The organism is Cedecea sp. NFIX57, from assembly GCF_900177785.1.
Lineage (GTDB): Bacteria > Pseudomonadota > Gammaproteobacteria > Enterobacterales > Enterobacteriaceae > Cedecea > Cedecea neteri_C.
Window position 1 is genome coordinate 62,244 of record NZ_FXAS01000016.1, and the last position, 15,862, is coordinate 78,105.

Annotated in this window: 11 protein-coding genes; 6 read left to right on the forward strand and 5 right to left on the reverse strand. The window is 57.3% G+C overall.

Features of this window, described 5'->3' with window-relative positions:
* Positions 1-41: 41 nt before the first annotated feature.
* From B9Y90_RS15185 to xylR, 3 genes are all read left to right on the forward strand, one after another.
* On the forward strand, positions 42-1,583 hold the full coding sequence (locus B9Y90_RS15185) for a xylose ABC transporter ATP-binding protein (RefSeq protein WP_085541718.1): 1,542 nt from the start codon (positions 42-44) through the stop codon (positions 1,581-1,583).
* Positions 1,561-2,742, forward strand: a complete 1,182-nt coding sequence (gene xylH, locus B9Y90_RS15190; protein ID WP_085541719.1) for a xylose ABC transporter permease XylH — start codon at positions 1,561-1,563, stop codon at positions 2,740-2,742. Before B9Y90_RS15185 ends, xylH begins: the two co-directional genes overlap by 23 nt.
* Before the next feature lie 110 nt (positions 2,743-2,852).
* Complete coding sequence (gene xylR, locus B9Y90_RS15195; RefSeq protein WP_085541720.1) at positions 2,853-4,031, forward strand: D-xylose utilization transcriptional activator XylR; 1,179 nt, start codon at positions 2,853-2,855, stop codon at positions 4,029-4,031.
* Positions 4,032-4,093: 62 nt separating this feature from the next.
* Here the strand turns inward: xylR and B9Y90_RS15200 are convergent, their stop codons facing one another.
* Positions 4,094-4,930 (reverse strand): protein bax, encoded by an 837-nt coding sequence (locus B9Y90_RS15200; protein ID WP_008457665.1) that lies wholly within the window; start codon positions 4,928-4,930, stop codon positions 4,094-4,096.
* Positions 4,931-5,277: 347 nt separating this feature from the next.
* On the opposite strand from B9Y90_RS15200, the gene B9Y90_RS15205 reads away from it, so the two are divergent.
* From B9Y90_RS15205 to avtA, 3 genes are all read left to right on the forward strand, one after another.
* Positions 5,278-6,033: a hypothetical protein gene (locus B9Y90_RS15205; RefSeq protein ID WP_085541721.1), complete on the forward strand. Its 756-nt coding sequence runs from the start codon at positions 5,278-5,280 to the stop codon at positions 6,031-6,033.
* 118 nt (positions 6,034-6,151) lie between these two features.
* Entirely contained in the window at positions 6,152-8,182 is a 2,031-nt protein-coding gene (locus B9Y90_RS15210; protein WP_085541722.1) for an alpha-amylase, read from the forward strand.
* Positions 8,183-8,460: 278 nt separating this feature from the next.
* Complete coding sequence (avtA, locus tag B9Y90_RS15215; RefSeq protein ID WP_039289038.1) at positions 8,461-9,714, forward strand: valine--pyruvate transaminase; 1,254 nt, start codon at positions 8,461-8,463, stop codon at positions 9,712-9,714.
* Positions 9,715-9,746: 32 nt separating this feature from the next.
* On the opposite strand, the gene B9Y90_RS15220 is transcribed toward avtA, so the two are convergent.
* From B9Y90_RS15220 to hydN, 4 genes are all read right to left on the reverse strand, one after another.
* Positions 9,747-10,769, reverse strand: coding sequence for a HoxN/HupN/NixA family nickel/cobalt transporter (locus tag B9Y90_RS15220; protein WP_085541723.1), 1,023 nt, complete (start codon positions 10,767-10,769; stop codon positions 9,747-9,749).
* Entirely contained in the window at positions 10,747-13,005 is a 2,259-nt protein-coding gene (hypF, locus tag B9Y90_RS15225; RefSeq protein WP_085541724.1) for a carbamoyltransferase HypF, read from the reverse strand. The genes B9Y90_RS15220 and hypF overlap by 23 nt, the downstream gene beginning before the upstream one ends.
* Positions 13,006-13,085: 80 nt before the next feature.
* A complete protein-coding gene (fdhF, locus tag B9Y90_RS15230; protein ID WP_085541725.1) occupies positions 13,086-15,236 on the reverse strand; it encodes a formate dehydrogenase subunit alpha in 2,151 nt (716 codons plus the stop codon).
* A gap of 37 nt (positions 15,237-15,273) precedes the next feature.
* Positions 15,274-15,819, reverse strand: coding sequence for an electron transport protein HydN (gene hydN / locus B9Y90_RS15235; protein ID WP_085541726.1), 546 nt, complete (start codon positions 15,817-15,819; stop codon positions 15,274-15,276).
* Between the last annotated feature and the right edge of the window lie 43 nt (positions 15,820-15,862).

Sequence of the window (15,862 nt, forward strand, 5' to 3'; positions counted from 1 at the left end):
CTGCGCATATGCAGGCCTTCTCTTTCACCAGGAGGAGCCTTATGCCTCATTTGTTGGAAATGAAAAACATCACCAAATCCTTTGGGCCGGTGAAAGCCGTGGATAACGTAAGCCTGGTTCTGGAAGCTGGAGAAGTGATGTCGCTATGCGGTGAAAATGGCTCAGGTAAATCCACGCTAATGAAAGTGCTGTGCGGTATTTACCCTCACGGCAGCTATGAGGGCGAGATCTGGTTTGCCGGTGAGCCGCTGCAGGCAAACCATATTCGCGACACAGAACGTAAAGGCATCGCCATCATTCATCAGGAACTGGCGCTAGTGAAGCACCTTACGGTGCTGGAAAACATCTTTCTTGGCGTAGAGATTACACATCGCGGCCTGCTCGACTTCGATGCCATGACATTACGCTGCCAAAAGTTGCTTGCCCAGGTGAACCTGACGCTCTCCCCGGAAACACGCGTGGGGGATTTGGGGTTGGGGCAGCAGCAGTTAGTGGAGATCGCGAAGGCGCTGAACAAGCAGGTCAGGCTACTGGTGCTGGACGAACCCACCGCCTCGCTCACCGAGCAGGAAACCGCCGTGCTGCTCGGGATAATTCGCGATCTGCAGGCGCACGGCATCGCCTGTATTTATATCTCCCACAAGCTCAATGAGGTGAAAGCCATTTCCGACACCATCTGCGTGATTCGCGACGGGCAGCCCATTGGCACTCGCGAAGCTAAGCAGATGAGCGAGGACGATATCATCACCATGATGGTTGGCCGGGAGCTGACCGCACTGTACCCAAGCGAACCCCACCAAACCGGTGATGAGATCCTGCGCGTCGAACACCTGACCGCATGGCACCCGGTCAACCGGCACATCAAGCGAGTCAACGATGCCTCGTTTTCTCTGCGAAAGGGGGAAATTTTGGGTATTGCCGGGCTGGTCGGCGCAGGAAGAACCGAGGCGGTGCAGTGCCTGTTTGGTGTCTGGCAGGGGCGCTGGGAAGGCGAAATCTACATCGATGGGCAGCAGGTCAGTATCAATAACTGCCAGCAGGCTATCGCTCACGGTATCGCCATGGTGCCGGAAGACCGTAAGAAAGACGGTATCGTACCGGTCATGGCCGTGGGGCAAAACATCACGCTTGCCGCATTAAGTCAGTTTTCGGGGGCCTTAAGCAGCCTGGATGAAGCACAAGAACAGCAATGCATGCTGCAGTCGCTGAAACGCCTGAAAGTCAAAACATCATCACCTAACCTGGCGATTGGCCGCCTGAGCGGAGGGAACCAGCAGAAAGCGATTCTTGCCCGCTGCCTGTTGCTCAATCCGCGCATCCTGATACTCGACGAACCCACGCGAGGCATCGACATTGGCGCGAAGTACGAAATCTACAAACTTATCAATCAACTGGTGCAGCAGGGGATAGCCGTCATCGTCATCTCCTCTGAACTCCCCGAAGTGCTCGGCCTGAGCGATCGCGTGCTGGTGATGCACGAAGGCCGCATAAAAGCCGATTTGATTAACCATAATCTGACCCAGGAAAAGGTCATGGAAGCCGCCCTGAGGAGTGACCCCCATGTCGAAAAGCAATTTGTCTGAAATGAAACTGACGGCACCAGGCCGTGCTCCCGCTGGGGCATTAAAATCGCTGAACCTGCAGGTTTTTGTCATGATTGCCGCGATTGCCGTCATCATGTTGTTCTTTACCTGGCAGACGGACGGTGCTTACCTGAGCGCCCGCAACGTCTCCAACCTGCTTCGGCAAACGGCTATTACCGGCATCCTCGCGGTGGGCATGGTGTTCGTCATTATTTCGGCTGAAATAGACCTCTCGGTTGGCTCAATGATGGGGCTTCTGGGCGGCGTGGCGGCCATTTTTGACGTCTGGCTAGGCTGGCCTTTGCCACTCACGATTGTTGTCACGCTGGCCCTGGGGCTGGTTCTCGGGGCATGGAACGGGTGGTGGGTTGCCTATCGCAAAGTGCCTTCGTTTATCGTCACGCTCGCGGGCATGCTGGCATTTCGCGGCATTCTTATCGGCATCACCAATGGTACAACCGTGTCACCGACCAGTGGGGCCATGTCGCAAATAGGGCAAAGCTATTTATCAGACGGCATTGGTTTTACCGTTGGCGTTCTCGGGTTGATGGCATTTATTGCCTGGCAGTGGCGGCTGCGTATGCGTCGCCAGGCTCTCGGCCTTGCCGCGCCGGCATCGGGAGGCTTGGTTGGCCGTCAGGCAATCACTGCAGTGGTCGTGCTCGGCGCTATCTGGCTGCTGAACGACTATCGAGGCGTCCCGACGCCGGTACTGCTCCTTGCTTTGCTGCTGCTCGCCGGGATGTTTATGGCCACCCGAACTGCGTTTGGCCGCCGCATTTACGCCATCGGCGGCAATATTGATGCCGCGCGCCTTTCGGGAATAAATGTCGAACGTACTAAGCTCGCCGTGTTTGCGATAAACGGCCTGATGGTGGCGATTGCCGGGTTAATTCTTAGCTCGCGCCTCGGGGCCGGCTCACCTTCCGCAGGGAATATCGCCGAACTGGATGCTATCGCCGCTTGCGTCATTGGTGGAACCAGCCTGGCAGGCGGTATAGGCAGCGTCGCCGGTGCGGTGATGGGGGCGTTTATTATGGCCTCTTTGGACAACGGCATGAGCATGATGGACGTCCCGACCTTCTGGCAGTACATCGTGAAAGGCGCCATTTTGCTGCTCGCGGTATGGATGGATTCTGCGACCAAACGCCGGGCTTAACAGGCCTGGCGGGTAAAACGTGCAAACGATCACAATGCCGGGGTGGCGTTCCCCGGCACGCTCGCGGCTGTGATATGCAGACATCAGGTTAGCTACGGGAAACTATCGGCATGTTTGAGAAACGTCATCGCATCACGCTGTTGTTTAACGCCAATAAAGTCTACGACCGCCAGGTCGTCGAAGGTGTGGGGGAATATTTGCAGGCCTCTCAGTCAGAATGGGATATTTTTATCGAAGAGGATTTTCGCGCCCGCATTGATAATATCAAAGAGTGGCTGGGCGACGGCGTGATTGCCGATTTTGACGATCGGGAGATTGAACACTTACTGGAAGGTGCCGAAGTCCCGATTGTCGGCGTCGGTGGCTCCTACCACACGCCGGAGCACTACCCCGCAGTGCATTACATCGCGACAGACAACCACGCGCTGGTGGAAAGCGCCTTCCTGCATCTGAAAGAGAAAGGCGTGCAGCGTTTTGCGTTTTATGGGTTGCCCGGCTCGAGCGGCAAACGCTGGGCCGTCGAGCGCGAGCACGCTTTTCGTCAGTTGGTTGCGAAGGAAAAGTACCGGGGCGTGGTTTATCAGGGAATCGAAACAGCGCCAGAAAACTGGCAGCACGCCCAAAATCGCCTGGCAGACTGGGTACAAACGCTACCGCCGCAAACCGGCATTATTGCGGTCACGGACGCCCGAGCCCGCCACCTGCTGCAGGTCTGCGAACATCTGCATATCCCCGTCCCGGAAAAGCTTTGCGTGATCGGCATCGATAACGAGGAGCTGACCCGCTATTTATCGCGGGTTGCGCTTTCGTCAGTGGCACAGGGTACGCGTCAGATGGGCTATCAGGCCGCCAAATTGCTGCATCGCCTGCTGGACAGCGAAATCCTGCCTCTCCAGCGCGTGCTTGTGCCGCCGGTGAGGGTTGTGGAACGCCGCTCCACAGATTATCGCTCGCTGCATGACCCGGCGGTAATCCAGGCGATGCACTACATTCGCAATCACGCCTGTAAGGGAATTAAAGTCGAACAAGTGCTGGATGCGGTCGGGATCTCGCGTTCAAACCTGGAGAAACGTTTTAAAGAAGAGGTCGGCGAGACGATTCACGCGGTGATCCACGCCGAAAAACTGGAAAAAGCGCGCAGCCTGCTGATTTCAACTTCTTTATCTATCAATGAAATATCACAGATGTGCGGCTATCCGTCTTTACAATATTTCTATTCGGTATTTAAAAAAGAGTATGACGCCACGCCTAAAGAACACCGCGATCGCTTTAGCGAAATTTTAGTTTAAACCTCTAAATAACAATGCCCTCCGAAGAGGGCATTAATATACATGTACGAATGGGAGCAGAATTAATTCGGCAGCATTAAACGCTGGTTGCTCTGATACATCGCGAACAGGAAGTTATTATAGCTTGAGCCTTTCGCCGAATACCCTTTCAGCTTGTGAATCATATTATTAGCCGTCACTTCCTGATCCGCTTTACGCAACTTGGCGCGCTCTTTACGGAATGAAGAATAGGCCGGATGGGTATTCAGGTTAGCGACGTAAGCATTCACGCCTTCATTCACAGAGCCGTAATGCAGGTAGCCTTTCACTTTACCCGGCTCACTGTTGCAATGGCGCTTGGTGCACTTCATGCCAAACAGGTTGTTGTTGCTGCGGGCTAGTTTTGACGTGCCCCAGCCACTTTCCGCCGCCGCCATCGTCGCCACCATATTGGTAGGAATGATATCGACTTTTTCCAGCAGGCTGTTCCACGGCACGCGGTTAGTGTTACCGCGCCACGCCACCTTGTACCGCTGGGTGATTTCTTTCAGACGTGCACGCTCAGTCGGCGACCAGCGCTTTTCGTACTGCTTTGAAATCAACCAGTTACGGTCGGCAGTTATCGCTGCATTTTGGCGGGTAATATATGGCATGACCGTCCGGAGAAACGCTTTTTTCCTTGGTGTCCCGGAAGGGTATTTTCGCAAATCAGGAAGCGAACCATTTTCACTATTGCGAGAATACTCTTTTTTACTACTTGCCAGTTTACTGCTTACCGCTTTCTTGCTGCTTACTTTCGTTATATGGGCCTTGCTGTGCGATTTAGGCTCATGTTTACTGGCGAGCGCGTGACTTGAAAAGCCCACGGTCAGCAACATGAGTATCGCGGCCCCGAATCGTCGGAATGGGGGTGATATCATTAGCTCTCCTGGTCGGATCGATCGTTTCCAGTGCCTTATTTTTTAAAAGGTTTTAGAAAAATAGAGGCGAATTATATCAAAATTAACCGCTCAGAGCACGTTTAGAAATAGTACTATTCCGAAACAATGTCACCTATGAACTTCTTATGGTGGTAAAAAGTATTGTAAAATTCGGGGCTTAATCACACTTCGTGGCACAGCAAAAAAATGTACTGTGAAGAATGATTCCCGCGTTTAGAGAGTGAGATTATTGGTTATATTTTTAAGGTGGCGGCGGCAATAGCCTGACGGCGAAACGACCGGGGTTGAGGCGCTCAAATAACATTTGATACAGGAAAACTGGCAACATGAGCCTGGTGCAGAACCTGATAAAAAAAGCCTTTGCAACGGCGAACGCCAACGAAGCCGCCAGCTTCCTTGCCAGCGCATGCAACCGCATGAAATTGCATAATAAAGAGCAAATTCAGGCCGAGGTTAGCGCGGCATTAGTCAACGTTAATCTCGTGCGCATCAGTGAAAAGCCGCCGCAAACCAAAACGGTTTATCAGGACTCGCCAGAAACCCTCCGTCGCCTGAGAGAAGCAGAGTCTCTCTCCACCAGCCTGCTTGCCCAGCTACGAGAAGCCCAACAGCGCTCCGCTCAGGGCGACACCGTCGAAACGACTGCCCGTCTGCAACGCTATGAAAAACAGGTCACAGAGCTCCAGAAAGCGCTGAATATCAGCCAGGAAATGCACCTGAAAGAATCCGCCCTGGTGCGCAGCGTAATGCAGCGCGAAATTGATGAGCTTAAAAGCCTGCTGAACCGCCAGAAAGAATCCGGCTCCGGGCTGCAGGAGACCCATCAGCGGGAAAAAGCCGAGCTACATCAGCGGCTGGAAGCCGCCGACGAACTGATAAAAACCCAGCAGGAAGCGCGCTACAAAGCGGAAGCGGAAGTGACGCTCCTGCATGAAAAACTCGAGAACCTGCGAGCAGAGAACCATTACAGCTTTGAGCAGTGCGAAACCCTGAACGCCAGACTCACCAAAACGATCGATGAGCTGCTCGCCACCCGCAACACGCTGAGCGCCCACTTCGGCCACTGGTTAACGAACAAATAAAAACGTTAACGCCGTCACTCACCCCGGCGGCTACACCCTGCAAAACGCATGGGCAGGATGAGCGAATGTTCGGCGGGGGATGGCAAACTGCGCAATAAATCCCCACTGGATGATGCGTATGAAACGACTTTCTCTCTGCCTGTTGTTCACGCCCTGCCTTGCCTATGCGGGCTGGAACGCGCCGGGGCTTTCTCCTTTTCAGGCCACAAATCCAGGCCTGTTTACCAGCGCAACACACCTTGATAAAAGTACCCTTCCCCTCAGGCTGACACAGGATAATCAATGCTGGCAGCCCTCAGAGGCCATCAAACTTAATCAGGTTCTGTCCCTGACGCCCTGCGCCGGGGATGCCCCGACTTGGCGGGTTTTCCGCGCCGGAGAGTACCAGGCGCAAATAGATACCCGCAGCGGGACACCAACGCTGATGCTGAGCCTTCAGCCAGAGATAAGCAGTCAGCCTCAGCAAGCGGTGGCGCAGTGCCCGAAATGGGATGGAAAACCGCTCAGCGTCGATGTCAGCAGCACTTTTGCTGAGGGGGCGATAGTGCGGGATTTCTACAGCGGGAATACGGCAACGGTAAAACAAGGCCACATCACGCTGAAGCCCGCGGCCGGAAGCGGCGGTTTATTGCTGCTGGAGTCCGCCGCCGTGGAGAAGCCAGCCCCGTTTAGCTGGCAGAATGCGACGGTTTATTTTGTTCTCACCGACCGTTTTGAAAACGGCAACCCGGCGAACGACCACAGCTATGGCCGCCATAACGACGGCATGCAGGAGATTGGCACCTTCCACGGCGGCGATCTCGCCGGGCTGGCCAGTAAACTGGATTACCTGCAGCAGCTTGGCGTTAACGCGCTCTGGATAAGCTCCCCGCTGGAGCAAATTCACGGCTGGGTGGGCGGCGGCACCAAAGGCGATTTCCCGCATTACGCCTACCACGGCTATTACACCCAGGACTGGACGAAGCTTGATGCCAACATGGGCAACGAAGCCGATCTCCGTCGACTGGTGGATGAAGCCCATCAGCGCGGGATCCGCATTCTGTTTGACGTCGTGATGAATCACACCGGATACGCGACGCTTGCCGACATGCAGGCGTACCAGTTTGGCGCCCTCTATCTCAAAGGCGATGAGCTTAAAAAAACCCTCGGCGAGCGCTGGACTGACTGGAAGCCAGCGCCCGGCCAAAGCTGGCACAGCTTTAACGATTACATCAACTTCAGCGACAAAACTGCATGGGATAAGTGGTGGGGCAAGGCCTGGATCAGAACGGATATTGGCGATTACGACAATCCCGGCTTTGACGACTTAACCATGTCGCTCGCCTTCCTGCCCGATTTGAAAACCGAAGCGACCGCTCCGGCAAAATTACCGGTGTTTTACAGCCATAAGCCGGATACCGCCGCGAAGGCGATACCGGGCTACACGGTTCGCGATTACCTGACTCATTGGCTAAGTCAGTGGGTACGTGACTACGGCATTGATGGCTTCAGGGTCGATACGGCAAAACACGTCGAAAAAGCGGCCTGGCAGCAATTAAAAACACAGTCCAGCGCGGCATTGGCCGAATGGAAGCAGGCCAACCCGGACAAAAAAATCGACGATGCGCCGTTCTGGATGACGGGCGAAGCCTGGGGACACGGCGTGATGAAAAGCGATTACTACGCCAGCGGCTTCGACGCGATGATCAACTTCGACTATCAGGAACAGGCGGCCAAAGCGGTGGATTGCCTGGCGACGATTGACCCGACCTGGCAGCAAATGTCTGACAAACTTCAGCAATTCAACGTGCTGAGCTACCTTTCCTCCCACGATACCCGCCTGTTCCGGGAGGGCGGACAAAAAGCGGCGGAGCTGTTGCTGCTCACGCCAGGCGCGGTGCAAATATTCTACGGGGATGAAACCCAAAGGCCGTTTGGCCCCACGGGCTCTGACCCGCTGCAGGGCACCCGCTCGGACATGAACTGGCAGGATGCCACCGGCAAACAGGCCGCAACGCTTGCCCACTGGCAGAAGCTGAGCCAGTTCCGCGCCCGTCACCAGGCTATTGGTGCAGGAAAACAAACCACCTTGAGCGTAAAACAGGGCTATGCCTTTAGCCGGGTCATCGGGGATGACAAGGTGATGGTGGTGTGGGCGGGCAATCCGTAGGCGTTAAAGCCCCTCACCCCGGCCCTCTCCCCAGAGGGGCGAGGGAGAAAAGAAACGGCAAGGTAATTATTCATCCCCTCTCCCTCCCAGGGAGAGGGTTAGGGTGAGGGTAATAACGCCACATCCATGAAAAGAGCTCCCGGCTTCAACACATCCTGCTGCACAGCACAAATCACACAGCATATTCACCAACAGTGGCTATGCTTACCAGGTTTGCACGGCGTTATTTGTAGCGCTATGGTTAGCCTCTTTTCAAAAGTATTCAGCAGACCCACGTTATGACGTTTTCACTTTTCGGCGACAAATTCACCCGCCATGCAGGCATCACCCGCCTGATGGAGGATCTCAACGACGGCCTGCGCACGCCAGGCGCCATCATGCTTGGCGGCGGCAACCCTGCGCAGATCCCGGCGATGAACGACTACTTCCAGCAACTGCTTTCCGAGATGCTGGCCAGCGGTAAACTGACCGACACGCTATGCAACTACGACGGTCCGCAGGGGAAAAGTGAACTGCTAAAATTGCTTGCCGGTATGCTGCGTGATGAACTGGGTTGGGACATCGAACCACAGAATATTGCACTAACAAACGGCAGTCAGAGCGCGTTTTTCTACTTGTTTAACCTTTTCGCCGGACGTCATGCGGATGGCCGCACCAAAAAGGTGCTTTTCCCGCTGGCGCCAGAGTACATCGGCTACGCGGATGCCGGGCTGGAAGAGGAGCTGTTTGTCTCCACCCGTCCGAACATCGAACTGCTGCCGGAAGGCCAGTTTAAGTACCACGTTGACTTCGAGCACCTGCATATCGGCGAAGATACCGGCATGATCTGCGTCTCGCGCCCGACGAACCCGACCGGCAACGTGATCACCGACGAAGAGCTGATGAAGCTGGACGCGCTGGCGAACCAGCACGGCATTCCGCTGGTGATCGATAACGCCTACGGCGTGCCGTTCCCCGGCATCATCTTTAGCGAAGCCCGCCCGCTGTGGAACCCGAACATCATCCTGTGCATGAGCCTGTCCAAACTCGGCCTGCCGGGCAGCCGCTGCGGGATCATTATCGCTAACGAGAAAATCATCTCAGCCATCAGCAACATGAACGGCATCATCAGCCTGGCGCCGGGCGGCATTGGCCCGGCCATGGCCTGCGAAATGATTAAGCGGAACGATCTGCTGCGCCTCTCTGAAACGGTTATCAAGCCGTTCTACTACCAGCGCGTGCATGAGACTATCGCCGTGATCCGCCGCTATCTGTCGCCGGAACGCTGCCTGATCCACAAACCGGAAGGCGCTATTTTCCTCTGGCTGTGGTTTAAAGACCTGCCGATTACCACCGAGCTGCTGTACCAGCGCCTGAAAAAGCGCGGCGTGCTGATGGTGCCGGGCGATTACTTCTTCCCGGGGCTGGACAAGCCGTGGCCGCACACGCACCAGTGCATGCGTATGAACTATGTGCCGGAGCCGGAAAAGATCGAGGCGGGGGTGAAAATCCTGGCCGAAGAGATTGAGCGAGCCTGGGCGGAAGCCGAGTAACAATGTAAAACGGGGCGTAATGCCCCGTTTTTTTATCTCACCACTAAAGCATCATAGCCTTTCCAGCGGTAGTTCAGCATTGAAATCCCCCAGCAGGCGATAAACAGCCCGACCACAACGAATCCGGCGTTGCCGAGGTTATCGTTGAGCGCGCCAACCCACTGCCAGATCCCGCCCTCAAGCTGGAATTTGTCTGCCAGCAGGCCCAGCGCTTCAAGCCCGCCGATAAACAGCGCCACCACCACGGAAGTGCCGGTAATCGTCATGTTGTAGTAGAGCTTGCGCTGCGGTTTGTTAAACGCCCAGCCGTAAGCGCCCACCATAATCACGTTGTCGAGGGTATCCACCAGCGCCATGCCGCTGGCAAACAGCGCCGGGAACACCAGAATCGACCAGATAGACATGCCGCTGGAAGCACTGGCAGCAGAAATGCCCAACACGCCAATCTCGGTGGCGGTGTCAAAGCCGAGGCCGAACAGGAAGCCGACCAGGTACATGTGCCAGCTTTTGCCGATCAGGCGGAAAACAGAGTTAAACAGCCAGCTCATCATGCCGCCGCCGGTCAGTTCCGTCGCATCTGCAGCCAGTGGTTCACCGCGTTTAAGCTGGCGGAAGTTGCGCCACACGCCACGCAAGATAACCAGGTTGACCAGCGCCATCGCCAACAGGAAGCAGGCCGACACGGCGGTGCCGATCACGCCGCCAACGTCGTGAAACCAGTCCATTTTTTGCTGGAAGGCTGCCGCCGTGGCTGCAATGGCGACAGAAGCCAGAATCACAATGCTGGAGTGGCCCAGCGAGAACCAGGCTCCCACGCCAAACGGGCGCTTGCCCTGCTGCATCATTTTGCGGGTGACGTTATCAATCGCGGCGATATGGTCGGCATCCACCGCGTGGCGCAGGCCGTAGCACCAGGCCAGCAGGCTGGCCGCCATCAGCGCCGAGCTGTGGTTAAACGCCGCCAGCGCCCAGGCCCAGGCGGCAAAGTTAGCCGCCACTAAAACCGCCAGCAGCAGACCGGCGCGCGGGTTGTCACGAAGAACACGCATTAACATCTTTTTTATCCTTGTGGTGATTCAAATAGCGGGCAGCGGCAACCACTGCCTGCCCCAGGGAAAGCGCCCCGTCACCGGCCGGAAGCCGCGTCGGGAAGAGAGTTGTAAAATCGGAGAGGTAGAACGCCAGGCGCTCGCGCAGCAGGCGGTTGTGCAGTACGCCGCCGCCGCAGGCCACGGTGGTCACGCCGGTGAGCAAGGCATGATGGCGAACCAGCGCTGCAAGGCCTTTCGCCAGGGCATCGTGAAACGCCCAGGCCCGCGCTCCGGCCTCACCCTGCCAGCCAAACCATTGCCGCCAGAAGGCCGCCAGGTCGAGATGACCGTTCACCAACGGCAGAGTGACAGGGTGCGAGCATGAGCCAGCGTCCAGCGCCAGGGCTTCAAGGCGACAGGCCGCTTCACCTTCATAGCTTTGTTGGTAAGGCGCGCAGTTGAGTGCGGCGGCAACGGCATCAAACAGCCGCCCGCAGGAGGAGGCCAGTGGGGCATTAACTCCGCGAGCTACTGCTTTCGCCAGCGGTCGCCACGCCTGCGCCCGCACCGCTTCCGTTTCGGGATAACGCTGCCAGCCGGGCACAAACGCCTCACACTGGGCCAGCAGGTTACGCCACGGTTGCACGGCGGCCAGGTCTCCCCCCGGCAACGCCACGGCAGGCAGCCCGCCAAGGTGCACGCAGCGCCGGTAATTCACCAGCAGACATTCGCCGCCCCAAAGCTGGCCAGCCTCGCCATAGCCAATGCCGTCCAGCGCAAGGGCAAGTACGTTGCCGCCATTCAGCGGCCAGCCGTGCTCAGCCAGGCAGGCCGCCACGTGAGCGTGATGATGCAGCACTTCGGTAACAGGAAGCGCCATGTCATGCCCCACCTGCGCGCTGCGGTAGCAAGGATGTGCGTCGAGCGCGACATGCTCCGCCTTAAAGCCGTAGATCTCGCTCATCAGCGCCAGCGCACTTTGCCATTGGGCCTCCACGCCCTCCTGAGCCAGATCGCCAAAATGCTGGCTCAGCACCGCCTGCCCGCCGCGAACCAGACAGAAGGTATTCTTGAGATCGCCCCCCAACGCCAGAATCGGCGGCAAATCTTTAAAGCCAGCAGGCAAAGGAAGCGCATCCGGCACAAAGCCTCGCGCACGGCGCAGTATTTCACCGCTGGCTCGCATCACCGAGTCGTCCATGCGCTGAAGAATGTCGCGGTTATGCAGCAGAAAACCGTCGGCAATATCGCCCAAATCCTGAAGTGCCTGAGCGTTGTCGATAGCCGGTGGCCTGCCGTTCAGGTTCCCGGAGGTCATCACCAGCGGGCCACCGAAATCCTGTACCAGCAGATGCTGGAGCGGGTTAGCAGGCAGCATTACGCCGGTTTCGTTTCGCCCCGGCGCCACGGCAGCGCTCAGCCCCTGCAAACAGTCGCTTGCCACCAGCACCACCGGTGCTGCGGACGTTGAAAGCAGCGCCACGGCCTCATCAGGCAGCCCTTCGGTCGTGGCAATCATCACCGCCAGCGGTTTGGCTGGTCGCTGTTTACGCGCCCGGAGACGTTCAACAGCGGCATTGTTACGGGTATCCACGGCAAGATGAAAACCGCCCAAACCTTTAACCGCCACAATTTTGCCTTCGTGCAGCGCGGCAACGGCTTGTCCGATCGCCTGTTCGCCGTCCAGTCGTTGCGCGCCTTGCTGCCAGTAGATCTGCGGCCCGCAGTCCGGGCAGGCTACCGGCTGAGCGTGAAAACGCCTGTCCATCGGATTGCGATATTCTTCATCGCAGGCGGCACAGAGCGGAAACGCCGCCATCACCGTGGACGGGCGGTCATAAGGCATCGCCCGGATGATGGTGAAGCGCGGCCCACAGTGGGTGCAGTTGATAAACGGGTAGCGGTAGCGGCGGTCGGTCGGATCGTTAAGCTCACGCAGGCATTCCGTGCAGGTGGCGGCATCCGGCACGATTTGGGTGTCCATCGCGCCGCTGCCGCTGTGGCGAATGCTAAAGTCCTGGGGCAAAACGTTCCAGGTCATAGGCTGCTGCGCCACGCTGTCGATGCGCGCCAGCGGCGGGCAATGTTCGTACAGTTCGCTCAGAAACGCTTCCGGGCTGACGGCCAGACGAACCACAACGCCCTCGCTATCGTTGCAGACATCGCCCACCAGCTTCAGCCGCTGCGCGATTTGCCAGACAAAGGGGCGGAAGCCGACGCCCTGGACTTTGCCACGTATGCGGAGCTGGGTGCCCCTCACCCTAACCCTCTCCCCAGAGGGGCGAGGGGACAAATCGAGTTCAGACTTCACGATTCCTCCATCTTGGGTGAGGGTAAAAATCACGCTTCCACCGCCTCGCGCAGCCACGCTTTCATGCTGTTGTAGGTCGTTTGCGCATAGTTCTCCGCCCACGCCTGATCCTCAATCGCGCTAACGTTCACCGCGCAATATTTGGTTTCCGGCGTTTTGGAGATCGGGTCAAGATTGTCCTGCGTCAGCTCATTACAGGCGCCAATCCACCATTGATAAGTCATGTAGACGGAGCCTTTGTTGATGCGCTCGTTCACGTCCGCGCGGCTGATAACCTTGCCGCGGCGCGAACTTACCCAGACCAATTGCCGATCTTTAATGCCCAGCGCGTCCGCATCCAGCGGGTTGATTTGCACAAAACCGGGTTCATCGGCGAGGGTTTGCAGCGCGGCGCAGTTGCCGGTCATCGAGCGGCAGGAGTAGTGCCCGACTTCGCGGACGGTGCACAGCACCAGCGGATAGCTGTCGTCAGGCACTTCGGCGGGTGCACGCCACGCGGCGGCAAACAGCTGGCCTTTGCCGCTCGGCGTGTCGAATTTGCTCTCTTTGTAGAGATACGGCGTGCCGGGGTGGTCCAGCGTCGGGCAAGGCCACTGCACATGTCCCATATCGCCCATTTTTTCGTAGGTGACGCCGTAAAACAGCGGGCACAGCTCGCGCAGCTCATCCCAGATTTGCTGATTGTTTTCGTAGTGCATTGGATAGCCCATCGCCGTCGCAAGCAGGCTGATGATTTCCCAGTCGCGCTTCACGTTGTACTTCGGCTCAATGGCTTTCTCGAAACGCTGGAAGCCCCGGTCGGCACAGGTAAAGACGCCGCCGTGTTCGCCCCAGGACGTAGCGGGCAGCAGCACGTCTGCAACTTCGGCAGTTTTGGTCATGAAGATGTCCTGCACCACCACAAAGTCGAGCGCCTCAAATCCTTTGCGCACCAGGCCCAGGTCCGCTTCGGTCTGGAGCGGATCTTCGCCCATGATGTAGTAGGCTTTGACCTTGCCCTCTATCGCCAGGTGCGGCACTTCGGTAATGCGCACGCCAACTTTGTCATCCATCACCGCCGGGTCAATGCCCCAGGCTTTGGCAAACTTCGCGCGCACCTCGGGATCAACCACATCCTGGTAGCCGGGGAACTGGTTAGGCAGTACGCCCATGTCGCAGGCACCCTGCACATTGTTCTGGCCACGAACCGGGCCAACGCCGACGTTTTCACGGCCCAGGTTACCGGTGAGCAGCGCCAGGCTGGACAGCCCTTTGACCACGTCCACCGCCTGGCCGAACTGAGTTACGCCCATGCCCCACATGATGGTGGCGGAGGGCGCTGCGGCGAAGGTGCGCATCGCCTGGCGAACCTGCTGAGCCGGAATACCGGTTAAATGCTCGACGTCCTCCGGCGCGTACTCCTTCACGGTTTCGCGGTAGGCATCAAGCCCTTCTGCATATTTGGCGACGTACTCTTTGTCGTACAGCTGCTCTTCCAGCAGGACATAGCCAAAGGCGTTCACCAGCGCCATGTTGCAGCCGTTTTTGATTTGCAGATGCTGGTCGGCAATGCGGGCGGTTTCGATGCGGCGCGGGTCGCAGACAATGATTTTCGCGCCGTTGCTTTTGGCTTTAATCACCCGGCGAGCCACGATAGGGTGCGAATCGGCGCAGTTGTAGCCCACCACCAGCAGGCATTTGGAGTTTTCGATATCGCCGATGGAGTTGCTCATCGCCCCGTTACCCAGCGTTGCCTGCAGCCCTGCAACTGAAGGGCCGTGGCACACGCGGGCGCAACAGTCGACGTTGTTGGTGTTCAGCACCGCACGGGCGAATTTCTGCATCACAAAGTTGGTTTCGTTCCCCGTTCCGCGTGAAGAACCGGTAGTCATAATGGCGCTGGGGCCGAACTGCTCTTTGATCGCCTTCAGGCGCGCAGCGGTATAGCTAATCGCCTCTTCCCAGCTTACCGGCTGCAGCTTGCCGCCCTTCTCGTAGCGGATCATTGGCTGCGTCAGGCGTGGGGTCAGCAGCTTGGTGTCGTTAAGAAAATCCCAGCCGTAGTAGCCTTTCAGGCAGAGTTCGTTCTGGTTAGTCACGCCTCCGGCCGCTTCGGCACGAATAATTTGGTTGTTCTCAACGACCAGTTTCAGTTTGCAGCCGGCCCCGCAATAAGGGCAGACGCTGGTAATTTTTTTCATCAGTAACAGACCTGTTAAAAGTTGAAATGCAAAGGGATTAGAAAGTCAGCGCCGCAGGGGCATCTAACGCGGCGCGGCGACGTTTTTCCGCGCTCATTTGTTCCAGCCCGTTACGGTCCACGCACAGGATGGCATTGGTCGGGCAGGCTTCCAGGCAGGCCGGTCCAGCCTCGCGGTGGTAGCAAAGGTCACATTTGTTGGCCTCGGCTTTTTCCGCCATCACGTTCAGCCCGGCTCCGCTGTTGCGAATGACAGGCCGCACGACGACCTCCATCGCGCCATAAGGGCAGGCAACGACGCAGGTTTTGCAGCCGATGCAGCGTTCCTGCATGACGTGTACAAAGCCCTGGTCACGACTGATGGCGCCGTTAGGGCAGACGTTGGCGCAGGGCGCGTCCTCACACTGGCGGCACATGGTGGCGGTAGAGACATTCACGCCTTTGATGACGTGAATACGTGGCAAGAAGGTTTGTGGGGTCAGCGCCGAACAGTCCTGGTTCTCCTGGTGAGAGACCACGCACGCCACCTCACAAGTGCGGCAGCCGATGCATTTGCTCGAATCGGCAATGATGAAGCGGTTCATCATGAACTCCTGCAATAAGTGTGTTATTGCGTGGGGTTATTCA

Excerpts from the sequence above, each read along its gene's own strand:
- xylR (WP_085541720.1), top strand. The coding sequence starts at position 2,853 with ATGTTTGAGAAACGTCATCGCATCACGCTGTTGTTTAACGCCAATAAA.
- B9Y90_RS15185 (WP_085541718.1), top strand. The coding sequence starts at position 42 with ATGCCTCATTTGTTGGAAATGAAAAACATCACCAAATCCTTTGGGCCG.
- B9Y90_RS15210 (WP_085541722.1), top strand. The coding sequence starts at position 6,152 with ATGAAACGACTTTCTCTCTGCCTGTTGTTCACGCCCTGCCTTGCCTAT.
- fdhF (WP_085541725.1), bottom strand. The coding sequence starts at position 15,236 with ATGAAAAAAATTACCAGCGTCTGCCCTTATTGCGGGGCCGGCTGCAAA.
- B9Y90_RS15220 (WP_085541723.1), bottom strand. The coding sequence starts at position 10,769 with ATGTTAATGCGTGTTCTTCGTGACAACCCGCGCGCCGGTCTGCTGCTG.
- hydN (WP_085541726.1), bottom strand. The coding sequence starts at position 15,819 with ATGAACCGCTTCATCATTGCCGATTCGAGCAAATGCATCGGCTGCCGC.
- B9Y90_RS15200 (WP_008457665.1), bottom strand. The coding sequence starts at position 4,930 with ATGATATCACCCCCATTCCGACGATTCGGGGCCGCGATACTCATGTTG.
- B9Y90_RS15205 (WP_085541721.1), top strand. The coding sequence starts at position 5,278 with ATGAGCCTGGTGCAGAACCTGATAAAAAAAGCCTTTGCAACGGCGAAC.
- xylH (WP_085541719.1), top strand. The coding sequence starts at position 1,561 with ATGTCGAAAAGCAATTTGTCTGAAATGAAACTGACGGCACCAGGCCGT.
- avtA (WP_039289038.1), top strand. The coding sequence starts at position 8,461 with ATGACGTTTTCACTTTTCGGCGACAAATTCACCCGCCATGCAGGCATC.